The sequence below is a fragment of the Rhodoplanes sp. SY1 genome, assembly GCF_046000175.1.
Lineage (GTDB): Bacteria > Pseudomonadota > Alphaproteobacteria > Rhizobiales > Xanthobacteraceae > Rhodoplanes.
Genome location: NZ_JBEOMB010000064.1, coordinates 71,657 through 88,109 on the forward strand (window position 1 = coordinate 71,657; position 16,453 = coordinate 88,109).

The 16,453-nt window shown below is 67.7% G+C and carries 18 protein-coding genes and 1 pseudogene; 4 read left to right on the forward strand and 15 right to left on the reverse strand.

Going from position 1 to position 16,453, the window contains the following annotated elements:
- Positions 1–138: 138 nt before the first annotated feature.
- From ABTU92_RS17780 to ABTU92_RS17850, 15 genes and pseudogenes are all read right to left on the reverse strand, one after another.
- On the reverse strand, positions 139–537 hold the full coding sequence (locus tag ABTU92_RS17780) for an STAS domain-containing protein (protein ID WP_408092956.1): 399 nt from the start codon (positions 535–537) through the stop codon (positions 139–141).
- Positions 534–1,397 carry an STAS domain-containing protein gene (locus ABTU92_RS17785; protein ID WP_408092958.1) on the reverse strand — a complete coding sequence of 288 codons (864 nt, stop codon included), beginning with the start codon at positions 1,395–1,397 and terminating at the stop codon, positions 534–536. The genes ABTU92_RS17780 and ABTU92_RS17785 overlap by 4 nt, the downstream gene beginning before the upstream one ends.
- A 110-nt stretch (positions 1,398–1,507) precedes the next feature.
- Complete coding sequence (locus ABTU92_RS17790; RefSeq protein ID WP_408092960.1) at positions 1,508–1,888, reverse strand: response regulator; 381 nt, start codon at positions 1,886–1,888, stop codon at positions 1,508–1,510.
- Between the two features lie 128 nt (positions 1,889–2,016).
- Positions 2,017–3,312: a methyl-accepting chemotaxis protein gene (locus ABTU92_RS17795; RefSeq protein ID WP_408092962.1), complete on the reverse strand. Its 1,296-nt coding sequence runs from the start codon at positions 3,310–3,312 to the stop codon at positions 2,017–2,019.
- 3 nt (positions 3,313–3,315) lie between these two features.
- Positions 3,316–3,690, reverse strand: a complete 375-nt coding sequence (locus ABTU92_RS17800; protein ID WP_408092964.1) for a response regulator — start codon at positions 3,688–3,690, stop codon at positions 3,316–3,318.
- A complete protein-coding gene (locus tag ABTU92_RS17805) occupies positions 3,687–4,508 on the reverse strand; it encodes a ParA family protein (protein ID WP_408092966.1) in 822 nt (273 codons plus the stop codon). The genes ABTU92_RS17800 and ABTU92_RS17805 overlap by 4 nt, the downstream gene beginning before the upstream one ends.
- A complete protein-coding gene (locus tag ABTU92_RS17810) occupies positions 4,505–4,768 on the reverse strand; it encodes a hypothetical protein (protein ID WP_408092968.1) in 264 nt (87 codons plus the stop codon). The genes ABTU92_RS17805 and ABTU92_RS17810 overlap by 4 nt, the downstream gene beginning before the upstream one ends.
- Positions 4,768–7,425 carry a chemotaxis protein CheW gene (locus ABTU92_RS17815; RefSeq protein ID WP_408092970.1) on the reverse strand — a complete coding sequence of 886 codons (2,658 nt, stop codon included), beginning with the start codon at positions 7,423–7,425 and terminating at the stop codon, positions 4,768–4,770. The genes ABTU92_RS17810 and ABTU92_RS17815 overlap by 1 nt, the downstream gene beginning before the upstream one ends.
- Positions 7,422–7,799, reverse strand: coding sequence for a response regulator (locus ABTU92_RS17820; RefSeq protein WP_408092972.1), 378 nt, complete (start codon positions 7,797–7,799; stop codon positions 7,422–7,424). Before ABTU92_RS17820 ends, ABTU92_RS17815 begins: the two co-directional genes overlap by 4 nt.
- A gap of 7 nt (positions 7,800–7,806) precedes the next feature.
- Positions 7,807–8,679 (reverse strand): CheR family methyltransferase, encoded by an 873-nt coding sequence (locus tag ABTU92_RS17825; protein ID WP_408093023.1) that lies wholly within the window; start codon positions 8,677–8,679, stop codon positions 7,807–7,809.
- Entirely contained in the window at positions 8,676–9,305 is a 630-nt protein-coding gene (locus ABTU92_RS17830) for a HEAT repeat domain-containing protein (RefSeq protein ID WP_408093024.1), read from the reverse strand. Before ABTU92_RS17830 ends, ABTU92_RS17825 begins: the two co-directional genes overlap by 4 nt.
- A gap of 154 nt (positions 9,306–9,459) precedes the next feature.
- Positions 9,460–10,413, reverse strand: a pseudogene (gene cheB / locus ABTU92_RS17835) (chemotaxis-specific protein-glutamate methyltransferase CheB); the annotation flags it as partial.
- Positions 10,414–10,470: 57 nt separating this feature from the next.
- Complete coding sequence (locus ABTU92_RS17840) at positions 10,471–11,304, reverse strand: chemotaxis protein CheW (RefSeq protein WP_408092974.1); 834 nt, start codon at positions 11,302–11,304, stop codon at positions 10,471–10,473.
- 229 nt (positions 11,305–11,533) lie between these two features.
- Positions 11,534–11,749, reverse strand: coding sequence for a hypothetical protein (locus tag ABTU92_RS17845; RefSeq protein ID WP_408092976.1), 216 nt, complete (start codon positions 11,747–11,749; stop codon positions 11,534–11,536).
- 19 nt (positions 11,750–11,768) lie between these two features.
- Positions 11,769–12,758, reverse strand: a complete 990-nt coding sequence (locus ABTU92_RS17850; protein WP_408092978.1) for a Ku protein — start codon at positions 12,756–12,758, stop codon at positions 11,769–11,771.
- On the opposite strand from ABTU92_RS17850, the gene ABTU92_RS17855 reads away from it, so the two are divergent.
- The 4 genes from ABTU92_RS17855 (at position 12,751) to ABTU92_RS17870 (ending at position 16,402) form a co-directional block, all read left to right on the forward strand.
- Positions 12,751–13,899: an ABC transporter ATP-binding protein gene (locus tag ABTU92_RS17855; protein ID WP_408092980.1), complete on the forward strand. Its 1,149-nt coding sequence runs from the start codon at positions 12,751–12,753 to the stop codon at positions 13,897–13,899. The genes ABTU92_RS17850 and ABTU92_RS17855 overlap by 8 nt on opposite strands.
- Before the next feature lie 151 nt (positions 13,900–14,050).
- Positions 14,051–14,422 (forward strand): hypothetical protein, encoded by a 372-nt coding sequence (locus ABTU92_RS17860; protein ID WP_408092982.1) that lies wholly within the window; start codon positions 14,051–14,053, stop codon positions 14,420–14,422.
- An 86-nt stretch (positions 14,423–14,508) separates the two neighbouring features.
- Positions 14,509–15,813 (forward strand): NAD(P)/FAD-dependent oxidoreductase, encoded by a 1,305-nt coding sequence (locus tag ABTU92_RS17865; RefSeq protein WP_408092984.1) that lies wholly within the window; start codon positions 14,509–14,511, stop codon positions 15,811–15,813.
- Between the two features lie 58 nt (positions 15,814–15,871).
- A complete protein-coding gene (locus tag ABTU92_RS17870) occupies positions 15,872–16,402 on the forward strand; it encodes a DUF2243 domain-containing protein (RefSeq protein WP_408092986.1) in 531 nt (176 codons plus the stop codon).
- The last annotated feature ends 51 nt before the right edge of the window (positions 16,403–16,453 follow it).

The window sequence follows — 16,453 nt, forward strand, 5'->3', positions numbered from 1 at the left end:
GTGGCGATCCGGGTCTGATCCACCATCCCGAACCCTGCTGCCCGGGCGAGGTCTCGTCCGGCCTGCCTGGCGCTGATGATGTCCTGTTGTACCTTGACGGTCTGCAGGACCTGCCGGTCGTCCATGGTCGCTTCCTTCTCACGCGTCGACGTGAGGGGCCGCAATCGTCCGCGGTGGGCCTTTGGCTGCGATGAGCTCGTTCAGAACGGCCACACCCGCCTCGAGATCGAGCGCCGTCTGCATCTCCAGCGTCTCGCGTCCCATTTCGACGAGAGTGAGGGCGACGAGCGGCTGCATGCCGGTCAGCACCGCCTCACCCCCGATGATCCTGACCATGCGGGCCGTCTCGTTGAGAAGGCGGGCAATGTAGGAATCGACCACGTCGAGGCCCGAGATGTCGATGACGACACCGTCGGCCCGATCGTCGCGGATGAGGGCGAGAATCTCCGACTGCAGCTGCACCGCTTGCTCGTCGATCAGATCGGCCAGCACCGAAGTCAGCAGAATGCGCCCGAGCCTGAGGATCGGAACCTTCATCGCGACGCCTCCCGCGGTGCCGGACCGCCTGCGGAGCCGAGCAGTCGCATCGCCTCGGCGAGTCCGGCACGCAGCGAGCCGCGGGTGATCATGCGGCTCAGGTCGACGTCGAGCTTCACCAGCGTCTGGGCCGCGTCGGGGCTGATCCCGGTCACGACGACCTGCGCCCCGAGCAGGCGTGCGGCACTGACGGTCCGGGTGAGGTGGAGGCAGACGCGGGTGTCGATCACCGGAATCCCGGTGACGTCAAGGATCGCGACCCGCGCCTCCTCACGCGTGATCGCGGTCAGCATCGCCTCCATCACCTGCTGGGCACGCTGCGTGTCGATGATTCCGACCAGCGGCATCAGCAGAATTCCGTCCCAGATCTTCAGCGTCGGGGTGGAGAGGTCAAGGATCGACCGGCTCTGCCGCTCGATGATCTCCTCGCGGGTGCGGGTGAAGGTGGCGAAGGTTTCGACGGCGAGGTCGTCGACCAGCTTGTTGGCCTGTGTGAGGGCGGCCGCCAGCGCGTCGGGGTCGGTCCCATGCTCGGCAATAACGACCGGAAGCAGCACGTCCTTCAGTCCCATCACGAAGCCGGCTGTCTCGGTCGGCGTAAATCCGTCCCGCGCCCGGGAGGCGCTGATCTCCGCCGTCTTGCGGAGGAGGCTCGCGAGCGCGGCGCTTTGGCTATCCGGATCGCCCGTCTGGGCCGCACCGACGAACACGCCGAGGAATTCGGCGGCGTCGGCACGCAACGTCTGCGCCAGATGCGGCAGCTTCAGGCGGGCCGCGAGCTGCGTGATCTGCTCGAACCACGCTTCGCGGATCTCGGCTTCGTGTTTGGCGAGAGTGGTGGCGATTGCAGTCATCGACATCGTCCTGGGGTCCGGGGAGCGCGACGCTGTCGCGTCGAGGCTGTGGTTTCGCTCCGTACCTTTGCTCTTGAATGTGCTGAGGTCGGATTCTCGGCGCTTCGAGGCTTCGTCTAATCGAGCCGCTCGGCCGTCACCTCCGCGACGGCGCGGAGCAGCTCGTCGAGACCGACCGGCTTCATCAGGACGCGGTCGGCACCGGCCTTCTGTGCTTCGTCGACGGAGTACTCCTGGGGCGCGCGCGGTGCCCCGCCGGTCACGGCGACGACGGGAAGTCCGAGCTCTGCGGTCTTGATGCGACGGATCAGGCTGAGCCCGTCTCCGCCCGCCATCCAGACGTCGGTCACAAGCACATCGAACCGCTGCGCCGAAAGGATCGGGATCGCCTCGTCACCCCCGCCGCATTCGGTGACGGAATGACCGCCTCGTTCGAGAAACAGGCGCAGCGTGTAGCGGGCGATCATGACGTCGTCGACGAGCAGAACCGAAGCCATGACACCCTCACATTCTTACGAGCCGGCCGGCGGCCGATTGTCGAAGGCCGCGATGCTGCGGCACGTCCAGAGATGCGCGAGGGCTGGCCCCATCGGCCGAGCCATACGGCCCATTCGGGCCGCGACGTTCAGAACAGCTCGATGCGCGCACCGACGTCCTCCTGAGCCGCGGTCGCGTCGAACGCTGCTCGATGGATGTTCCGTTGGCTGGCCATCACATAACCCGCCATCAGCGCATCGAGCTTCGTCCGGATGCTGGCCTCGGCTCCGAGAGCCGTTCCCTCCTCGCTACATCCGAGGATTTCGAGATGCTCGTCGACCACGTCGGCGAGCCGGGTGACCTGCTGCAGGCGCTGCCGGGTGCAGTCCTGGAACTGTATCGAGCCGACCAGGCCGATGATGTCGTCCGAAAGCCGACCGCTTTCGTCGAGAACCTTGGTCAAGACTTCGCGCTGGTGAGTGACCAGGCATTCCAGGTTTCCGGCCAGGCCCGAAATCGACTTGGCGATCAGGTCGAGGGCGTGACGCTCCTGCTCCGTGCGGCTTTCCACCAGGACCGAAATGCTGTCCGCGACGACTCCGTGAAGCTTGACGAGTTTCTCGTCGATCCGCGCCGCGCTCGCGTCCGACTGATGGGACAGGTCCTTCACTTCCTTCGCGACGACCGCGAAGCCGCGTCCCGCATCGCCGGCCCGAACCGCCTCGATGGTCGCGTTCAGCGCGAGCACGTTGGTCTGGCGTGCGATCGTCCGAATGTCCTGGACCGCGCTCGCGACCTCGGCCGTCATGCCCTCGATCCCGACCAGTCGGGTACGGCTGTCGTCGATATCCTCGGTGCGCTGGGTGAGGAATGTTTCCAGAAGCGACCGGCTCTCCTGCAGGCTCTGCTCGGTCCGAGCGATGATCTCGATGACCTTTTCGTTGGAACTCGACGTATTCAGGAAGCTCAGCAGAGCCTCGATCTCGCTGTCGACGGTCTTGAGGCGACCGATGATCGCGATGGCCGCCTGCTCGGTGTCACTGCTGACCTCGGTCGCCTCGCGACGGATCGCCTGGAGTGCCGGGCGGTACAACCGGACCTCCTCGGCAATCGCCGCCGCGTGGCTGCGACCGGCGTCTTCCCGCGGCACCAACAACGCGGTCTCCGCGGATTGGTGCGGCACGCCGTCGGCGGACCTCGCGACCTCGGCCGCGAGTTCAATCTTCGGTGTGTCTGGCGACGTGCCGGCCTCACCGCGAAGCTTGTCGACCAGGACGGAGGCTGCGAGGGCCGCGACCAGCGTGGCGACCGCGCTCGCCGCGAGGAGCAGCCCGAGACCCGCCGACGTGCCGCCGACGAGCGTCCCGGCGGCGGCCGCCGCAACGGAGGCCGCCACGGCGGGGACGATCGTATTCGGACGAGCCAGCAGCGCGGCGAGGGTCACGGCCTATGCACCCGGAACGAGCTGACGGATGACCTGGAGCAGGGCGGCCGGTTCGACTGGCTTTACGATCCAGCCGGTGGCCCCGGCCGATTTCGCCTCGATCCGCCTGTCCTGCTGGGACTCCGTCGACAGCATCACCATGGGCACGAATTGATGACCAGGAAGCTTACGAACGCTTCTGATAAGTTCTATTCCGTTCATGGCTCCCATGTTCAGGTCGGTGATCACCATGGCGGGTCGCGGCCCGGCGCGCAGCCTGTCGAGCGCTTCTTCGCCGCTCTTCGCCTGAGCGACAGCGAAGCCGGCCTTGGTCAACACGCCCTCCAGGCTCATCAGCATGGTGGGAGAGTCGTCGACGATCATGATGGTGATGCTCATTGGCAGGCGCCTTTCGCGGCCGAACTGGACAGGAGGGGAGGAGCGGGAGACGAACCGGGCCAGCGCCACAGAGCGGCGAGTTCTTCGACGAGGAGATGGTAGTCGAGGGCGCCGCGGCTGCGCGGCGCATAGGCGCGCACCGGCTTGCGGGCCGCGAAGGCTTCGGCCACCTGGATGTCGCTGCGGATCGCCTTCATCAGCCTGTTCCTGCCGAACTGGGTCGTCACCTCGTCGACCACGGCGCGATGCAGATTGATTCTGCTGTTCAGCATCACGGGCAGGATCCCGAACAGCCTCAGATCGCGATTGAGGTGGGAGGCGACGCGGAACAGGAGGCGGGTGAGCTGCTTCACGCCCTCCGCCGACAACGCATGCGGGACGATTGGAATCAGCACGGCATCGGCCGCGACCAGCGCGTTGAGCAGGACGGCGTCGCCGGCCGGCGGCGTGTCGATCACGATCACGTCGAACGCCGCGGCGATGTCCGGCCGGCGGAGCTGGCGGGCGAGCAAGGTCCGGTCGGTGCCGGCCGGTACGCCCTCGTACATCTGGTCGGCCGGTGCGACGAACAGGTTCGGGTAGGTCGTCGGATAGACGGCACGTCCGAGATCGAAGGTAGGATCTTCGAACAGGGCGTGCACGGTCGGCTCGCCGCGGCGCGGAACGATGTCGAAGCCGAAACCGGCGTGGCCCTGGGTGTCGAGATCGACGAGCAGCGTGCGCTGGCCGCGCGCCGCCCACTCGGCCGCGAGGTTGACGGCGGTGGTGGTCTTGCCCGAGCCGCCCTTCCGGTTGGAAACGGAGAGAACGAGGCTCATGACGCGGCATTCCCGGGCAGGGCGGATGGCGTGAGGACCGGCATGATCCAGCGCGCGAGCAGCGGATCGGCCGGTGCGACGACCGCGGTAGGGGCCGCGACCGCGATGACCTGCAGGAGCGCGGTGTGGAGATATGTGCAGGCGGACAGGTCGGCAGTGCCGGGTGGCTCGGCGCGCCAGTGCTCGGCGAGGCCGAGCGCCTCCTCCACCATGCAGGCCCCCTCAAAGACCACGTTCGGCCCCTCGAAACGCAGCGGCATCACAACAGCTCCTTCAGATCGAGCACCAGGAGCACGTGCCCGTCGCCGAGCAGCGCCGTGCCGGCGAAGCCGCGCATCCCGGAGAGCACCCCGTCGAACGGCTTGAGGATGACGTCCATGCCTTCGCGGAAGCTGTCGACGACAAGTCCGATCGGGTTGCCCCCGATGCGGCACACCAGCACGGCCTCGTCGCCGTCTTCGGCCGCGAGGCGGTCGGCGCAGCCGAGGGTGTGCGACAGCCGCAGCAGCGGAACGACGGTGTCGCGGAGCACGAAGGCCGGCGCCTGCTTGATCGTCTTGACCCGACGGCGCGGCACCCGGACCGTCTCGGCGATGATGTCCATCGGGATGCCGTAGAGCTCTCCGGCGACCTCGACGACCATCACGCGGGTCACCGCCATGCTGAGCGGGAGTCCGATCCGCACCGTCGTTCCGGCTCCGCGCCGGGACGTGACTCCGATGCGGCCGCCGAGCTTTTCGACCGTGGTGAGCGCGACGTCGAGCCCGACGCCACGCCCCGAGAGGTCCGAAACCTGCGCGGCGGTCGAGAATCCCGGGCGGAAGATCAGCTCGATCGCCTCCTGCTCGGTCAGTCGGGCGGCCTCGGCCTCGTCGATCACGCCCTTCGAGAGGGCGGCGGCGCGCACCTTGTCGGGATCGATCCCGCGGCCGTCGTCCGTCACCTCGATGACGACCTGGTCTGCCTCCTGAGACGCCTTCAGCACCAGCCTCGCCTGCTCCGGCTTGCCAGCGCGGACGCGGTCGGCCGGCTGCTCGATGCCGTGGTCGAGCGCATTGCGGACGATATGCAGCAGCGGATCGCCGAGCGCCTCGACGATCGTCTTGTCGGCGGCCGTGTCCTCGCCTTCGATGACGAGCTCGATCTTCTTCGACAACTTGCGAGCGAGATCGCGCACGAGTCGCGGGAAGCGGTCGAATACTTCGCTCACCGGCAGCATGCGCACCTGCATGATCGCGCCCTGCATCTCCTGGGTAAGGCGATCGATCACCGCGTACTGGTCCTTGATCTCGCGCGCCATCTCTCGCGACCCGTGGATTTGCTCGGCGCGCTTGGCGAGAAACGGCAGACTGTTCTTGGAGACGACCAGCTCGCCGATCAGGTTCATTAGAAGATCGACCTTGGCCTGGTCGACTTTGAGCATCCGGGCCGGCCCATTGCGCTCGTCGCGTGCGGGGTCCGCCTTGGTCGGCACGCCATTGCGTGCGCTCGGGGCTCCATCGGCCGAATCGTCTTGGTTCTGCGAAAGCGCCGTTACGGCCGGATCGTCGGTCACTGCGTCGGTCGCGAGCCAGCCGTCCACCAGCGCGAGCAGCATGGCCGCGCTGCCCTCGACCTCCGCCGTCTCGCCGGCCACGGCGATGTCGGCCGCCCGCCGCTCGTCTCCGGCGCTGCGGGCGAGGCCGACCAGGACCTGCGCGACCGCCGGTGCGCGACGGCGAACCTGATCGGCGTCCGGCGCGTCCGCGAGGATGCGCCGCTGTGCCGCGACGATCCGCCAACGGAGCGAGGCGTCGGCCATGACCTTGCTCGGGCCGGGCTCAATTGACGCAGGACGCGACACCGTCGCCAGCACCGGACGTGGCAACTCCGGCAGCGGCGCTCCGAACGCCGGCGCCCCACCGACCGCGACCGTCTCGGCCAGGGCCGCCGCCCAGGCCGGGTTCGGAAACGGCGCACCGAGCACGGCGGCGAGCCAGCGCAGTGCCGCGGCGTTGTGGAGTTCCGGATTGGTGAGGCGCAGCAGCGCAGCGGTCGCGTCCCGCAATGTCGCCCAGTCCTGCGCCGCGACGAGCGCTCGCGCGTCGTCGGCGAAGTCGTCGTGGACGGGGCCGGCATGGTGTTCGCCCGCGAGCCGGATCAGGACCTCGGCCTGGATTTGCTCGATCTCCACCTGCTCCAACACGTAACGGAACAGATGCTCGATCTCGACCCGCGGGCCGTTGCTGAGCAGGAAGAACTCCAGATTGCACTGATACGGGTCGAAATCCCCGAAGGCCGGCCACGGCGCCTGCGGCGCGACGCGCAGTGCCGCCAGCTCGGGCACCTGGCGAACCAGATTGAACGGATCCTCGCCGCTGTAGAAGCAGCCGGCGACCGGACGATACCGGGCGGCGACGATCGGGTGCCCGCGGGACGCGCGGCCGAACACGGCGATGCGGTCCGCCTCGGGCAGATCGGCGATCCAATCGAGATCGACGGCCGCGACTGCGGCCGCCGCGGCCCCAGCCTCGCTCGCCGGGGCTCCGGTCGGCGCACCATGGGCCCGCAACCGCGCCACCGCGTCCTTGCACACCCGATCGGCGTCCTCGGGCAGGCTCTCGTGCCGCTCGAGGTGGTCGATCCAGACGCTGACCTGGTCGAGGCTGTCGAGCAACGTGTCGACCAGATCGGAATCGAGCTCGCGGTCGACCGAACGCACTTCGCCGAGGAGATCCTCGGCGGCGTGGACGAGGCGCGTCAGCGCCACCGCGTCGAACAGGCCGGACGATCCCTTCAGCGTGTGGACGGCGCGGAACACCTCGTTGATCGCGGTCGCGTCGGTCGGGTTCTTCTCCAACCGCAGAAGCCCCGAGGCGGAGGACTGGAGCAGGTCCCGCGCTTCGGGAATGAAGCGGGCGAGCAGCGCGTTGGTCATGCGACGCTCCCGGTGAGCAGACGTGCCGCTGCAGCGAGATCGTCGGGACGGACCGGCTTTACGAGATAGAAGTTGGCGCCGGCGTCGTAGGCCTTGACCACGTCGCCCTCCTTCTCCTCGGTCGAGACGGTGAGGACGGGAATCGATCTCAGGGCCGGATTGTCGCGCATCTGGCGCACCATCTCGTACCCGTTCATCTTCGGCATGTTGATGTCGACGACCATCAGGTCGAAACGGGTCATGAGAGCGCGTTCGAGCCCCTCGATCCCGTTCGCGGCCTCCTCCACGACGAACCCGGCCTTCTCGAGAACCTCGCGGTAGAACAGCCGCATCGTGATGCCGTCGTCGACCGCCAATACGCTCTTCTTGCTCATCGCGGCCTCACTCGGCGTCCATTGGCTTCTGGTGAACGATGGTGTCGGCGAACTTGCGCGGCCGGAACAGCGAGGTCATCCGGCTCATGTTCTCGGAATGGCCGAGGCAGATGAAGCCGCCAGGGGCGAGGCACTCGTAAAGCGTCTCGACCGTCTCGCGGCGACCAAGGTCGTCGAAATAGATGAGAAGGTTGCGGCAGAAGATCACGTCGAGGCCGTGAAAGCCGGCCATCTGCATGCGATCGACGACGTTCACGGTGGAAAAGTCGATCGACTCGCGGATCTCGTCGCGCAGGCGGTATTCGTCGGCCTTGGTCTTCTCGAAATACTTCTGACGCAACGACGGCCCGACGCGCTGCAGCGATCGCTCACCGTAGACGCCGCGGACGGCGTCGGCAAGCACGCGCGAATCGATGTCGGAGGCGAGAATCTGGATCTCGTACTGGTCGCACTGCGGCCAGTTCTCCAGCACATGAATGGCGATCGAATAGGGCTCCTCGCCGGTCGAGCACGGCAGCGACCATATTCTGATGCGCTCACCCGGCCTCCGCGTGGATGCCAGCTCCGGCAACATGCCGCGGGTCAGTGCCGTGAACTGATAGTCCTCGCGGAAGAAATAGGTCTCGTTCACCGTCATCAGGTTGACGAGCTGCTGCAGCTCTTCGCCGCTCGCCTGAAAGCGGAGCAGCCCGAAATAGTCGCGGAAGCCCGACGACCTCGTCTTCGCGATCCTCTCCTGGACTCTTCGCTCGACGAAGTAGCGTTTCTTTTCGGAGAACACGATCCCGGTCCGCCGGTAGAAGAATTCGCAGAGCTTCGCGAACTCTTCCGGGGTGATCGAGATGGTCTCCTCGAGGGAGCGGGCCTGGGCCGCCGTCATCGTCCCTCGATCCTTCGGATGGCCATGTCCACGGCGAACGCCACGAAAGGCTCCTCCGGGAAGCGACGCGCGAGCCGTCGCAGCGGTCCGATCGCGTCGGGTCCGCCGACCTCGGCGAGGCAATCGGCCGCGGCCGCACAGACGTTCACGTGACCGTCGGTTTCGACGACGTCGACGAGCCAGCCCGGCGCGTGCGGATGCGCCAGGGTACCGAGCAACTGGATTGCCAGAATCCGAACGTCGCTGTCGGGATCGCCGAGCAGGCCCTCGATGAACGGACCGACCTCCTCCGGCATGTCCTGCAAGGCGTCGATCGCCTCGTTGCGCAGGTTCGCGTCGTCGAGCCGCAGGAGCGGCAGCAGGCCGCTCACCACGGCGGGAGACTGCAGACGGATCAGCGCCGTGAACAGCGCGGTGCGGACGCTCAAGTTCTGCTCCTTGAGCAGACGCCCGCAGAGCGCCGGCACCGCGGACGATTCGCCCGCGAGATCGCGAACGGCGCGCCGCCGTCCGGCGGCGTCGGGCGAGTCGAGGGCGGCGAGGCGCGTCGGAAGATCGAGCACCACGGGCATCGGCGCCGGATGCTCGCCCGAGGACCGGACTCGCGCAGCTTTCACCAGTCCCATGCTCACGCCCGCCTCGATCTGAAGGTCTGTGGTGCGGCCAGCACCCAGTCGACGAGCTGTTCGCCGATCCGGTCGTCCGGCAGCACGCGATCGGCGCGCCTCGGCGGATCAGCTCGTTCGGCATGCCGAACACCACACAGGTCTCGGCGTCCTGGGCGATCGTGCGTCCGCCGAGCTGGTTGAGGCGCGCCATCTCGGCGGCGCCGTCGTCACCCATGCCGGTGAGCTGCACGCCGACGAGCTGGGCGACCGGGACAGCGTCGATCGCGCTCGCGACCAGGCGGGCGACGCTCGGATGCCAAACATGGTCGCGGCTGCTCGGCACCGGCGTGGCGATCATGCCGCTGGCGCGCCGGCTCACCACGAGATCGGCATCGCCCTTGGCGACGTAGACGGTGCCGGGCGCGATCGGCATCTGGTGCGACGCCTCGACGACCTTGACGTCGCTCATTTCGTCGAGACGCCGCGCGAAGACGGTGGTGAAGGTGCCCGGCATGTGCTGCGCGATCAGCACCGCCCACGGAAAGTCGGCCGGCAACCGCGGGACGATCTCCTCCAACGTGCCGGGACCGCCGGTCGAGACTCCGACGAGGACGAGGCCGAACCCGCCGCGGCTCGTGGTCGACGCGGGGCGGCGCGGGCCGAAGTCGGGACGTCCGGCGATGCGGTCGCGTTCCGCCCTCAGGCGGCCGCGCAGGCCGGCGCTGCGGCGGACCCGCGCCCCGATCGATTCACGCACCTTGACGAGAATCTCCCGGCGGATCTGATCGATCGACAGCGAGATCGTGCCGCCCGGCTTGTGCACGAAGTCGACGGCACCGAGGCTCAGGGCCTGCAGGGTCGCCTCGGCGCCTTCCTCGGTCAGCGAGGAGACCATCAGCACCGGCTTGGGGCGCTGCTGCATGATGCGGGCCAGGCAGGTGATCCCGTCCATCTCCGGCATGTTGATGTCGAGGGTGACGACGTCGGGATCGAACGTTTCGAGAGCGGCGAGCGCCTCGACGCCGTTGCGGGCCGTCCGCACCGCGTAGTCACCCTCGGATTCAAAGAGGTCGGTGAGATGCTTCCGCATCAGCGCCGAATCGTCGACCACCAGCACCTTGATCATGTCGCCTGACCGGGTCGGAGAGGAGGCGCGGGCCGAACGCCCGCGCCGAAGCACGCGTCAATGCCGGGTCGCCATGCCCTCGACCTCGTTCACGTCGAGGAGCTGGGTCACTTCCAGCAGCAGGATCATCCGTTTCTGTTGCTCGAGATTGGCGACACGGCGGATCATGCGCTTCTGCTCCTCCGACAGCTCCGGAGCCGGACGGATCACCTTCGCGGGGATCCGCATCACCTCCGAGACCTGGTCGACGATGAAGCCGGTGCGAACCCCGTGAATGGTGAACACCATGATCCGTTGACGATCGTTACGCTGGGTCGAGGCGAGCCCGAAGCGGCGACGCTGGTCGATCACCGGCAGGACGACGCCCCGCAGGTTGATCACGCCTTCGATGAAGTGCGGCGTCTTGGGGATGCGGGTGAGCTCGTCCGGAACGCGCACGATCTCCTGCACGGCCTCGATCGAGACGCCGTATTCCTCGTCCATCAACCGGAAGACGACGAACTGCTCCTCGTCGTCGCCGTCGCCGGTGCTCTCGATCTGCGACTCTGCGGCCATCTTGGAGCCCTCCGCACGCGCCACGATCCCGTCCATCTCGTTGGCGTTGAACATGCGCCCGGTCGCCAGGATCGACACCAGCCGACGGCCGTCGTCGAGCCGGCAGATCGACTGCAGGTCGCCGTCGCGGTTGCCGTTGTCGAGCAGCGTCGGCATCGGCTCGACGAGATCGCGGTTGATCCGAAAGTTCTCGATTATCAAGATAATACTGATATGTAACTCATCGTATTCATCGGACGAAGTGACAATGCTGCCCTTCCCACCGTTTACTTCACTGCCGCCGAATGAGTAAGGTGACCACTCTGTTTCCGATATGCCGTGGCTGATGAATGACAAACGAGAAGAACGGCTGCAGGTGATGTTGACGCACGAGGAGATCAGGGCATTGGACGACTGGCGCTTCGCTCGACGATGCCGAGCCGTGCGTCGGCAAGGGAGCTTCTCAAACGCGGGCTCGCGAAAGAAGGAATCCTGCCGAGCGAGGAGAGCGCCAAATCGTCCGACTTCGGGGTGACCTGGCCGTCGCGCCGGTCGTCCACCGGGCCGGACCAAATCTGCCGGCTCGTCACCCTGCCAGGAATCCCGCGACTTCCGTCGGCTCGCTCCGGAACGCCTTCGTGGCCCGGCTGCCGCAGACCTGGCACACCAGAGCGCGCGTCAGCTCGGCGAGGCTCACGTCGGGGCGCAGGCCATGACCGGCGAGCGTCGTTCCGTCGATGGCGCCGCGATGGCCGCAGCGCAGGCATTCGATGCAGACGACGTGGTCCGTGGCTGCGAGCATGGCCGCGGCGCCTCGCCGCTCAGCCCGTCTTGCGGCCGCGGGTCCGCGGTCGCGCCGGTTCCTCCGCGGCCGCTTTGCCGGTTCGCTTCCCCGGAATGGGCAGGAACATCTCACGCTGTCCGCTCGATGGCTTCGCGGCCTTCTTCGAGCGTCTTGATTTGCTCGGCGCCGGGGCGGTCCGGGAGCCCTCCTCTGCCGCGATGCTGCGCTTGAGCGCATCCATCAAGTTGATCACCGTCGCCGGCGAGCGCTCCGGCGCCGGCGCCTCGGCCGGCAGGCCCGCCTGCTTCTTGCGCAGGAGCTCGACCAGTGCCTCCTCGTGGCGATCGTTGAAGTGCGCCGGGTCGAACCCGGTCGTTTTGCTGTCGAGGATGTGCTCGGCCAGCGTCAGCATCTCCGTCGGGATGCTGATCTCCGGGATCTCGTCGAAATACGGCTCCTCGCTGCGCACTTCGTAAGGGTAACGAAGCAGCGTTCCGCGAAGTCCCTTTCCGAAGGCTTCTAGCGCCAGCACCCGCTCGCGCCGCGCCAGCACCACACGGCCGAGCGCCACCATGCCCTTGCCGCGCATGGCCTCCCGGATCACCGCGAAGGCCTCCTGCCCCACCTTGTCGTTCGGCACGACGAAATACGGTGCGTCCAGAAAGCGGGTGTCGATCTCGTCGCGTGGGACGAAGGCGTCGATCTCGATGGAGCGAGTGCTCCCCGACGCATCCTTCGCTTCGCCTGCGCCCGAACTTATAGAACAGCTCGAAGCCCGCGGCGGCCGGCAATGGGCCTCCAGCAGTCTGCAATGATGGCTCAGTGTTTCGCCGTGTCGCCCCGCGCATCTCGCGCCAGGAAGGTGCGGGTATGCGGCGCTGGCGAGCGACGTTTCGGGCGGCCTCGTCGACGTGATCTCGAACATGTGGGCCGTGAAGGCCTTCTCGTCGCGGGCACGGGAGCGGGCGCGGCTCGGAGCGGCCTGCGGGATCGAGGCGGGCGCGCAGCGCGCGAGCTGGATGTACACCGAGAAAGCCCGGCTCCTCCACGATGTCGTGCTCTGGGCGATGGCGGGCGGCATGCTCACCTGGGCCGTGAATTCGTGGATCGCCGGCCGCATAACGCCTGGCGACGTGGTCGTCGTGAGCGCCCTGACGTTCCGCATCCTGCACGGCTCGCGCGACATGGCGCTGGCGCTCGTCGACATGGTCCAGCAGTTCGGCGCCATCGAGGACACGCTGGGCGTGATCGGCCGCCGCCAGGACGTTCGCGACCGGCCGGGCGCCCCGGCCCTGCCCCACGCCAGCGGCGGCCTGAGGTTCGAGCGCGTGCGCTTCGGCTACGGTCGTGGCGGTCGCGCCGTGCTCCACGACGTCGACGTCGACATCCCGCCGGGCCAGACGGTCGGCATCGTCGGTCCGTCGGGCGCCGGGAAGTCGACTTTCGTGGCCTTGCTCCAGCGCCTCCACGATATCGACGCCGGAGCCATCCTGATCGACGGAACGCCGATCGCGGACGTGTCGCAGGAAAGCCTGCGCGCCAACCTCGCGGTGGTGCCTCAGGAGGTGACGCTGTTTCACCGCAGCGTGCGCGACAATATCCGGTTCGGTCGGCCCGACGCCTCCGACGCGGAGGTACTCGCCGCGGCGAAGGCCGCCCAGTGCGACGGCTTCGTCCGCGGTCTTTCGATCGGTTACGACACCGTGGTCGGGGAGCGCGGCCTGAAGCTCTCCGGCGGGCAGCGGAACGGAATTGCCCGCGCGCTCCTGAAAAAAGTCCCGATTCTGATCCTCGACGAGGCGACGTCGGCGCTCGACACTCAGTCCGAGATCGCCGTCCACCGCGAGATCCTGCGCGCCATGGCGGGGCGCACCGTCATCGCAGTGGCGCATCGCCTCTCCACGCTGGCGAGCTTCGACCGCGTGCTGGTGATGATCGACGGACGGATCGTCGAGGACGGCACCCCGGCCGACCTGCGCCGCCGCGGCGGCGCGTTCGCGCAGATGTGGCATCTGCAGGCCGAGGGACTTTGGCACGACAACGACGAGGCTGCCGGCGGGTTGTCGGCGCCGGAGCGCGTCCATGGCGGCGCCTCGCGATCGGGGGGGTCCGTGAACGGGCGCGGCACGCCGATCCATTCGGACATCGGTCGCGACGCATCGGCCTGAAATCGCGATCACGCCGGGTCGAGACCGAGCCGGCGGAACGCGAAATGTCGCTTTCGCCAGTGTCCGCCGGCGGACGACAGCGCACGGGGTCGCCGGAACAGTCGAGCGCGAGGCGGTGTTTGCCCCTCGGTCTCGAACAGGAACGGCCCGCATGCGCGTCATCCCGACCCGCCTCCACGGTATCATCGACTATGTCGTCGGGCTCGTTTTGATGGCGGCGCCCTATCTGCTCGGCTTCGCCGACGGCGGCGCCGCCGAATTCATCCCCGTCGCGCTTGGCTTCGCGGCGGTGATCTACAGCTTCTTCACGGATTACGAGCTCGGCGCGGTCCGGGCCATTCCGATGCCGGTCCATCTCGGGCTCGATGCCGGCAGCGGGGTGCTGCTCGCCGCCTCGCCCTGGCTGTTCGGCTTCGCCGATCAGGTCTACATGCCGCATCTGCTGATCGGGCTGTTCGAGATCGCGGCGAGCCTGACGACGCGCACCCGCCCGGGCTCCGGCCTTGTGATGGGCGACGCGTGAACCGCGGGGGACGCGTGAGCGACGCACCGAGCACCATCACCGACCGACCCGCGACCGCGCCAGAAACGATCCCCACCGGCACGGCCATGAACGCGTCGCGAGGCACCGACGATCCCCCGATCGTCGGCGCGGTCTCGCCCGAAATCCCGTATCGCCCTCGTGTCGTGATCCTCGGCGCCGGGTTCGGCGGACTGGAGGCGGCCAAGGCCCTGGCTGATGCGCCGGTCGAGGTGACGCTGGTCGACCGCCAGAACCATCACTGCTTTCAGCCGCTGCTCTACCAGGTCGCAACGGCGGCGCTGTCGCCGGCCGACATCGCTTGGCCGATCCGCGCAATCTTCCGCGACCAGGCCAATCTTCGCGCCGTGATGGCGTCCGTGACCGGGATCGACCGCGAGAGACGCCACGTCGTCACCGATCGCATTGTGCTTCCGTTCGATCATCTGATCATCGCCACCGGCGCGACGCACTCCTATTTCGGCCACGACGAATGGGCCGCCGTGGCGCCCGGCCTCAAGCGCGTCGAAGACGCGACCCGCATCCGCGGACGCATTCTCGCTGCCTTCGAGAAGGCCGAGGTGGCGACCGACCCCGAGACACGGCGCCGTCTCACAACCTTCGTGGTCATCGGCGGCGGCCCGACCGGCGTCGAGATGGCCGGTGCCATCGCCGAGGTGGCGCGCCAGACGCTGCGCCGCGACTTCCGGCGCATCGACCCGGCGGTGTCGCGCATCGTGCTGGTCGAGGCCGGGCCGCGGCTGCTGCCGGCGCTGCCCGAGGACCTCTCAACCTATGCAGAGGACTCTCTACGTCGGATGGGCGTCGAGGTGCGTACCGGCTCGGCAGTCACGGCTTGCGATCCACATGGGGTCGTGATGGGCGGCGAACGGCTTGACGCCGAGACGCTGATCTGGGCGGCGGGCGTCACGGCCTCGCCGGCGGCGCGGTGGCTCGGCGCGGCGCATGATCGCGCCGGTCGCATCACGGTTGGGCCGGACCTCTCGGTGCCCGGAATGATCGGCGTGTACGCGATCGGCGACACGGCCCATCTCACGGGACAGGACGGCAAGCCGATCCCCGGCATCGCACCCGCCGCCAAGCAGATGGGCCGGCATGTCGGACGCTCGATTGCCGCACGCGTCGCCGGCGACACGGCCGGGGCTTCACGGCCGTTCCATTATCGCCATCACGGCGACCTCGCGACGGTGGGCCGTCGCGCCGCCGTGGTGCGTATCGTTCGGCTACACCTCAAGGGCTTCGTCGGATGGCTGTTCTGGAGTCTCGCGCATGTCTGGTACCTGATCGGCGCGCGCAATCGCATCGTCGTCGCGTTCACGTGGCTGTGGAGCTATCTCACGTTCCAACGCGGTGCCCGCCTGATCAACTCGTGATTCTTCAGCTCCCGGCACCGCGGACGGTCCGGCGCATATCTCCGTCGCGGAGCCGCTCATGACCGCCACCACCCCACCCGAGCTGCGCCGCTTTCCGGTCGCTGCCGGCGTCTTCTTCGGCCTCGGGCTCGGCGGGTTCTTCGACGGGATCGTGCTTCATCAGGTGCTGCAATGGCACCACATGGTGAGCAGTCGGTATCCCGGCGACAGCGTCGAGAACCTGGCGCTGAACACCTTTTGGGACGGCCTTTTCCACAGCGCGACCTACGTTTTCGTCGTGATCGGCCTGGTCTTGCTGTGGCGCGCCGCGCACCGACGTCACCTATACTGGTCGAACAAGCTCCTGGTGGCGACGCTGCTGATCGGCTTCGGAGCATTCAATCTGGTCGAGGGCCTGGTCAATCATCAGATCCTCGGAATTCATCATGTCAACGAGACCGCGCCACGCGAGCATTGGCTGGCCTGGGACATCGGCTTCCTCGTCTGGGGCGCGGCGATGCTGCTCGGCGGGCTGGCGCTCCTGAAGCGCGGGCGCCGCGAGGAGATGAATGCGATGGCCGCGGCCCGCCACCGCTCGGCGCCCGGCTAAGGATGTTCAGCGGCGATCGAGAGACACCATTCGGAAGACCCCATAGAGAGG

Coding starts and splice junctions, on each gene's coding strand:
- ABTU92_RS17820 (WP_408092972.1), bottom strand. CDS start 7,799: ATGAGCAAGAAGAGCGTATTGGCGGTCGACGACGGCATCACGATGCGG.
- ABTU92_RS17865 (WP_408092984.1), top strand. CDS start 14,509: ATGAACGCGTCGCGAGGCACCGACGATCCCCCGATCGTCGGCGCGGTC.
- ABTU92_RS17825 (WP_408093023.1), bottom strand. CDS start 8,679: ATGACGGCGGCCCAGGCCCGCTCCCTCGAGGAGACCATCTCGATCACC.
- ABTU92_RS17815 (WP_408092970.1), bottom strand. CDS start 7,425: ATGACCAACGCGCTGCTCGCCCGCTTCATTCCCGAAGCGCGGGACCTG.
- ABTU92_RS17830 (WP_408093024.1), bottom strand. CDS start 9,305: ATGGGACTGGTGAAAGCTGCGCGAGTCCGGTCCTCGGGCGAGCATCCG.
- ABTU92_RS17860 (WP_408092982.1), top strand. CDS start 14,051: ATGCGCGTCATCCCGACCCGCCTCCACGGTATCATCGACTATGTCGTC.
- ABTU92_RS17790 (WP_408092960.1), bottom strand. CDS start 1,888: ATGGCTTCGGTTCTGCTCGTCGACGACGTCATGATCGCCCGCTACACG.
- ABTU92_RS17805 (WP_408092966.1), bottom strand. CDS start 4,508: ATGAGCCTCGTTCTCTCCGTTTCCAACCGGAAGGGCGGCTCGGGCAAG.
- ABTU92_RS17800 (WP_408092964.1), bottom strand. CDS start 3,690: ATGAGCATCACCATCATGATCGTCGACGACTCTCCCACCATGCTGATG.
- ABTU92_RS17845 (WP_408092976.1), bottom strand. CDS start 11,749: ATGCTCGCAGCCACGGACCACGTCGTCTGCATCGAATGCCTGCGCTGC.
- ABTU92_RS17855 (WP_408092980.1), top strand. CDS start 12,751: ATGTACACCGAGAAAGCCCGGCTCCTCCACGATGTCGTGCTCTGGGCG.
- ABTU92_RS17810 (WP_408092968.1), bottom strand. CDS start 4,768: ATGCCGCTGCGTTTCGAGGGGCCGAACGTGGTCTTTGAGGGGGCCTGC.
- ABTU92_RS17870 (WP_408092986.1), top strand. CDS start 15,872: ATGACCGCCACCACCCCACCCGAGCTGCGCCGCTTTCCGGTCGCTGCC.
- ABTU92_RS17780 (WP_408092956.1), bottom strand. CDS start 537: ATGAAGGTTCCGATCCTCAGGCTCGGGCGCATTCTGCTGACTTCGGTG.
- ABTU92_RS17785 (WP_408092958.1), bottom strand. CDS start 1,397: ATGTCGATGACTGCAATCGCCACCACTCTCGCCAAACACGAAGCCGAG.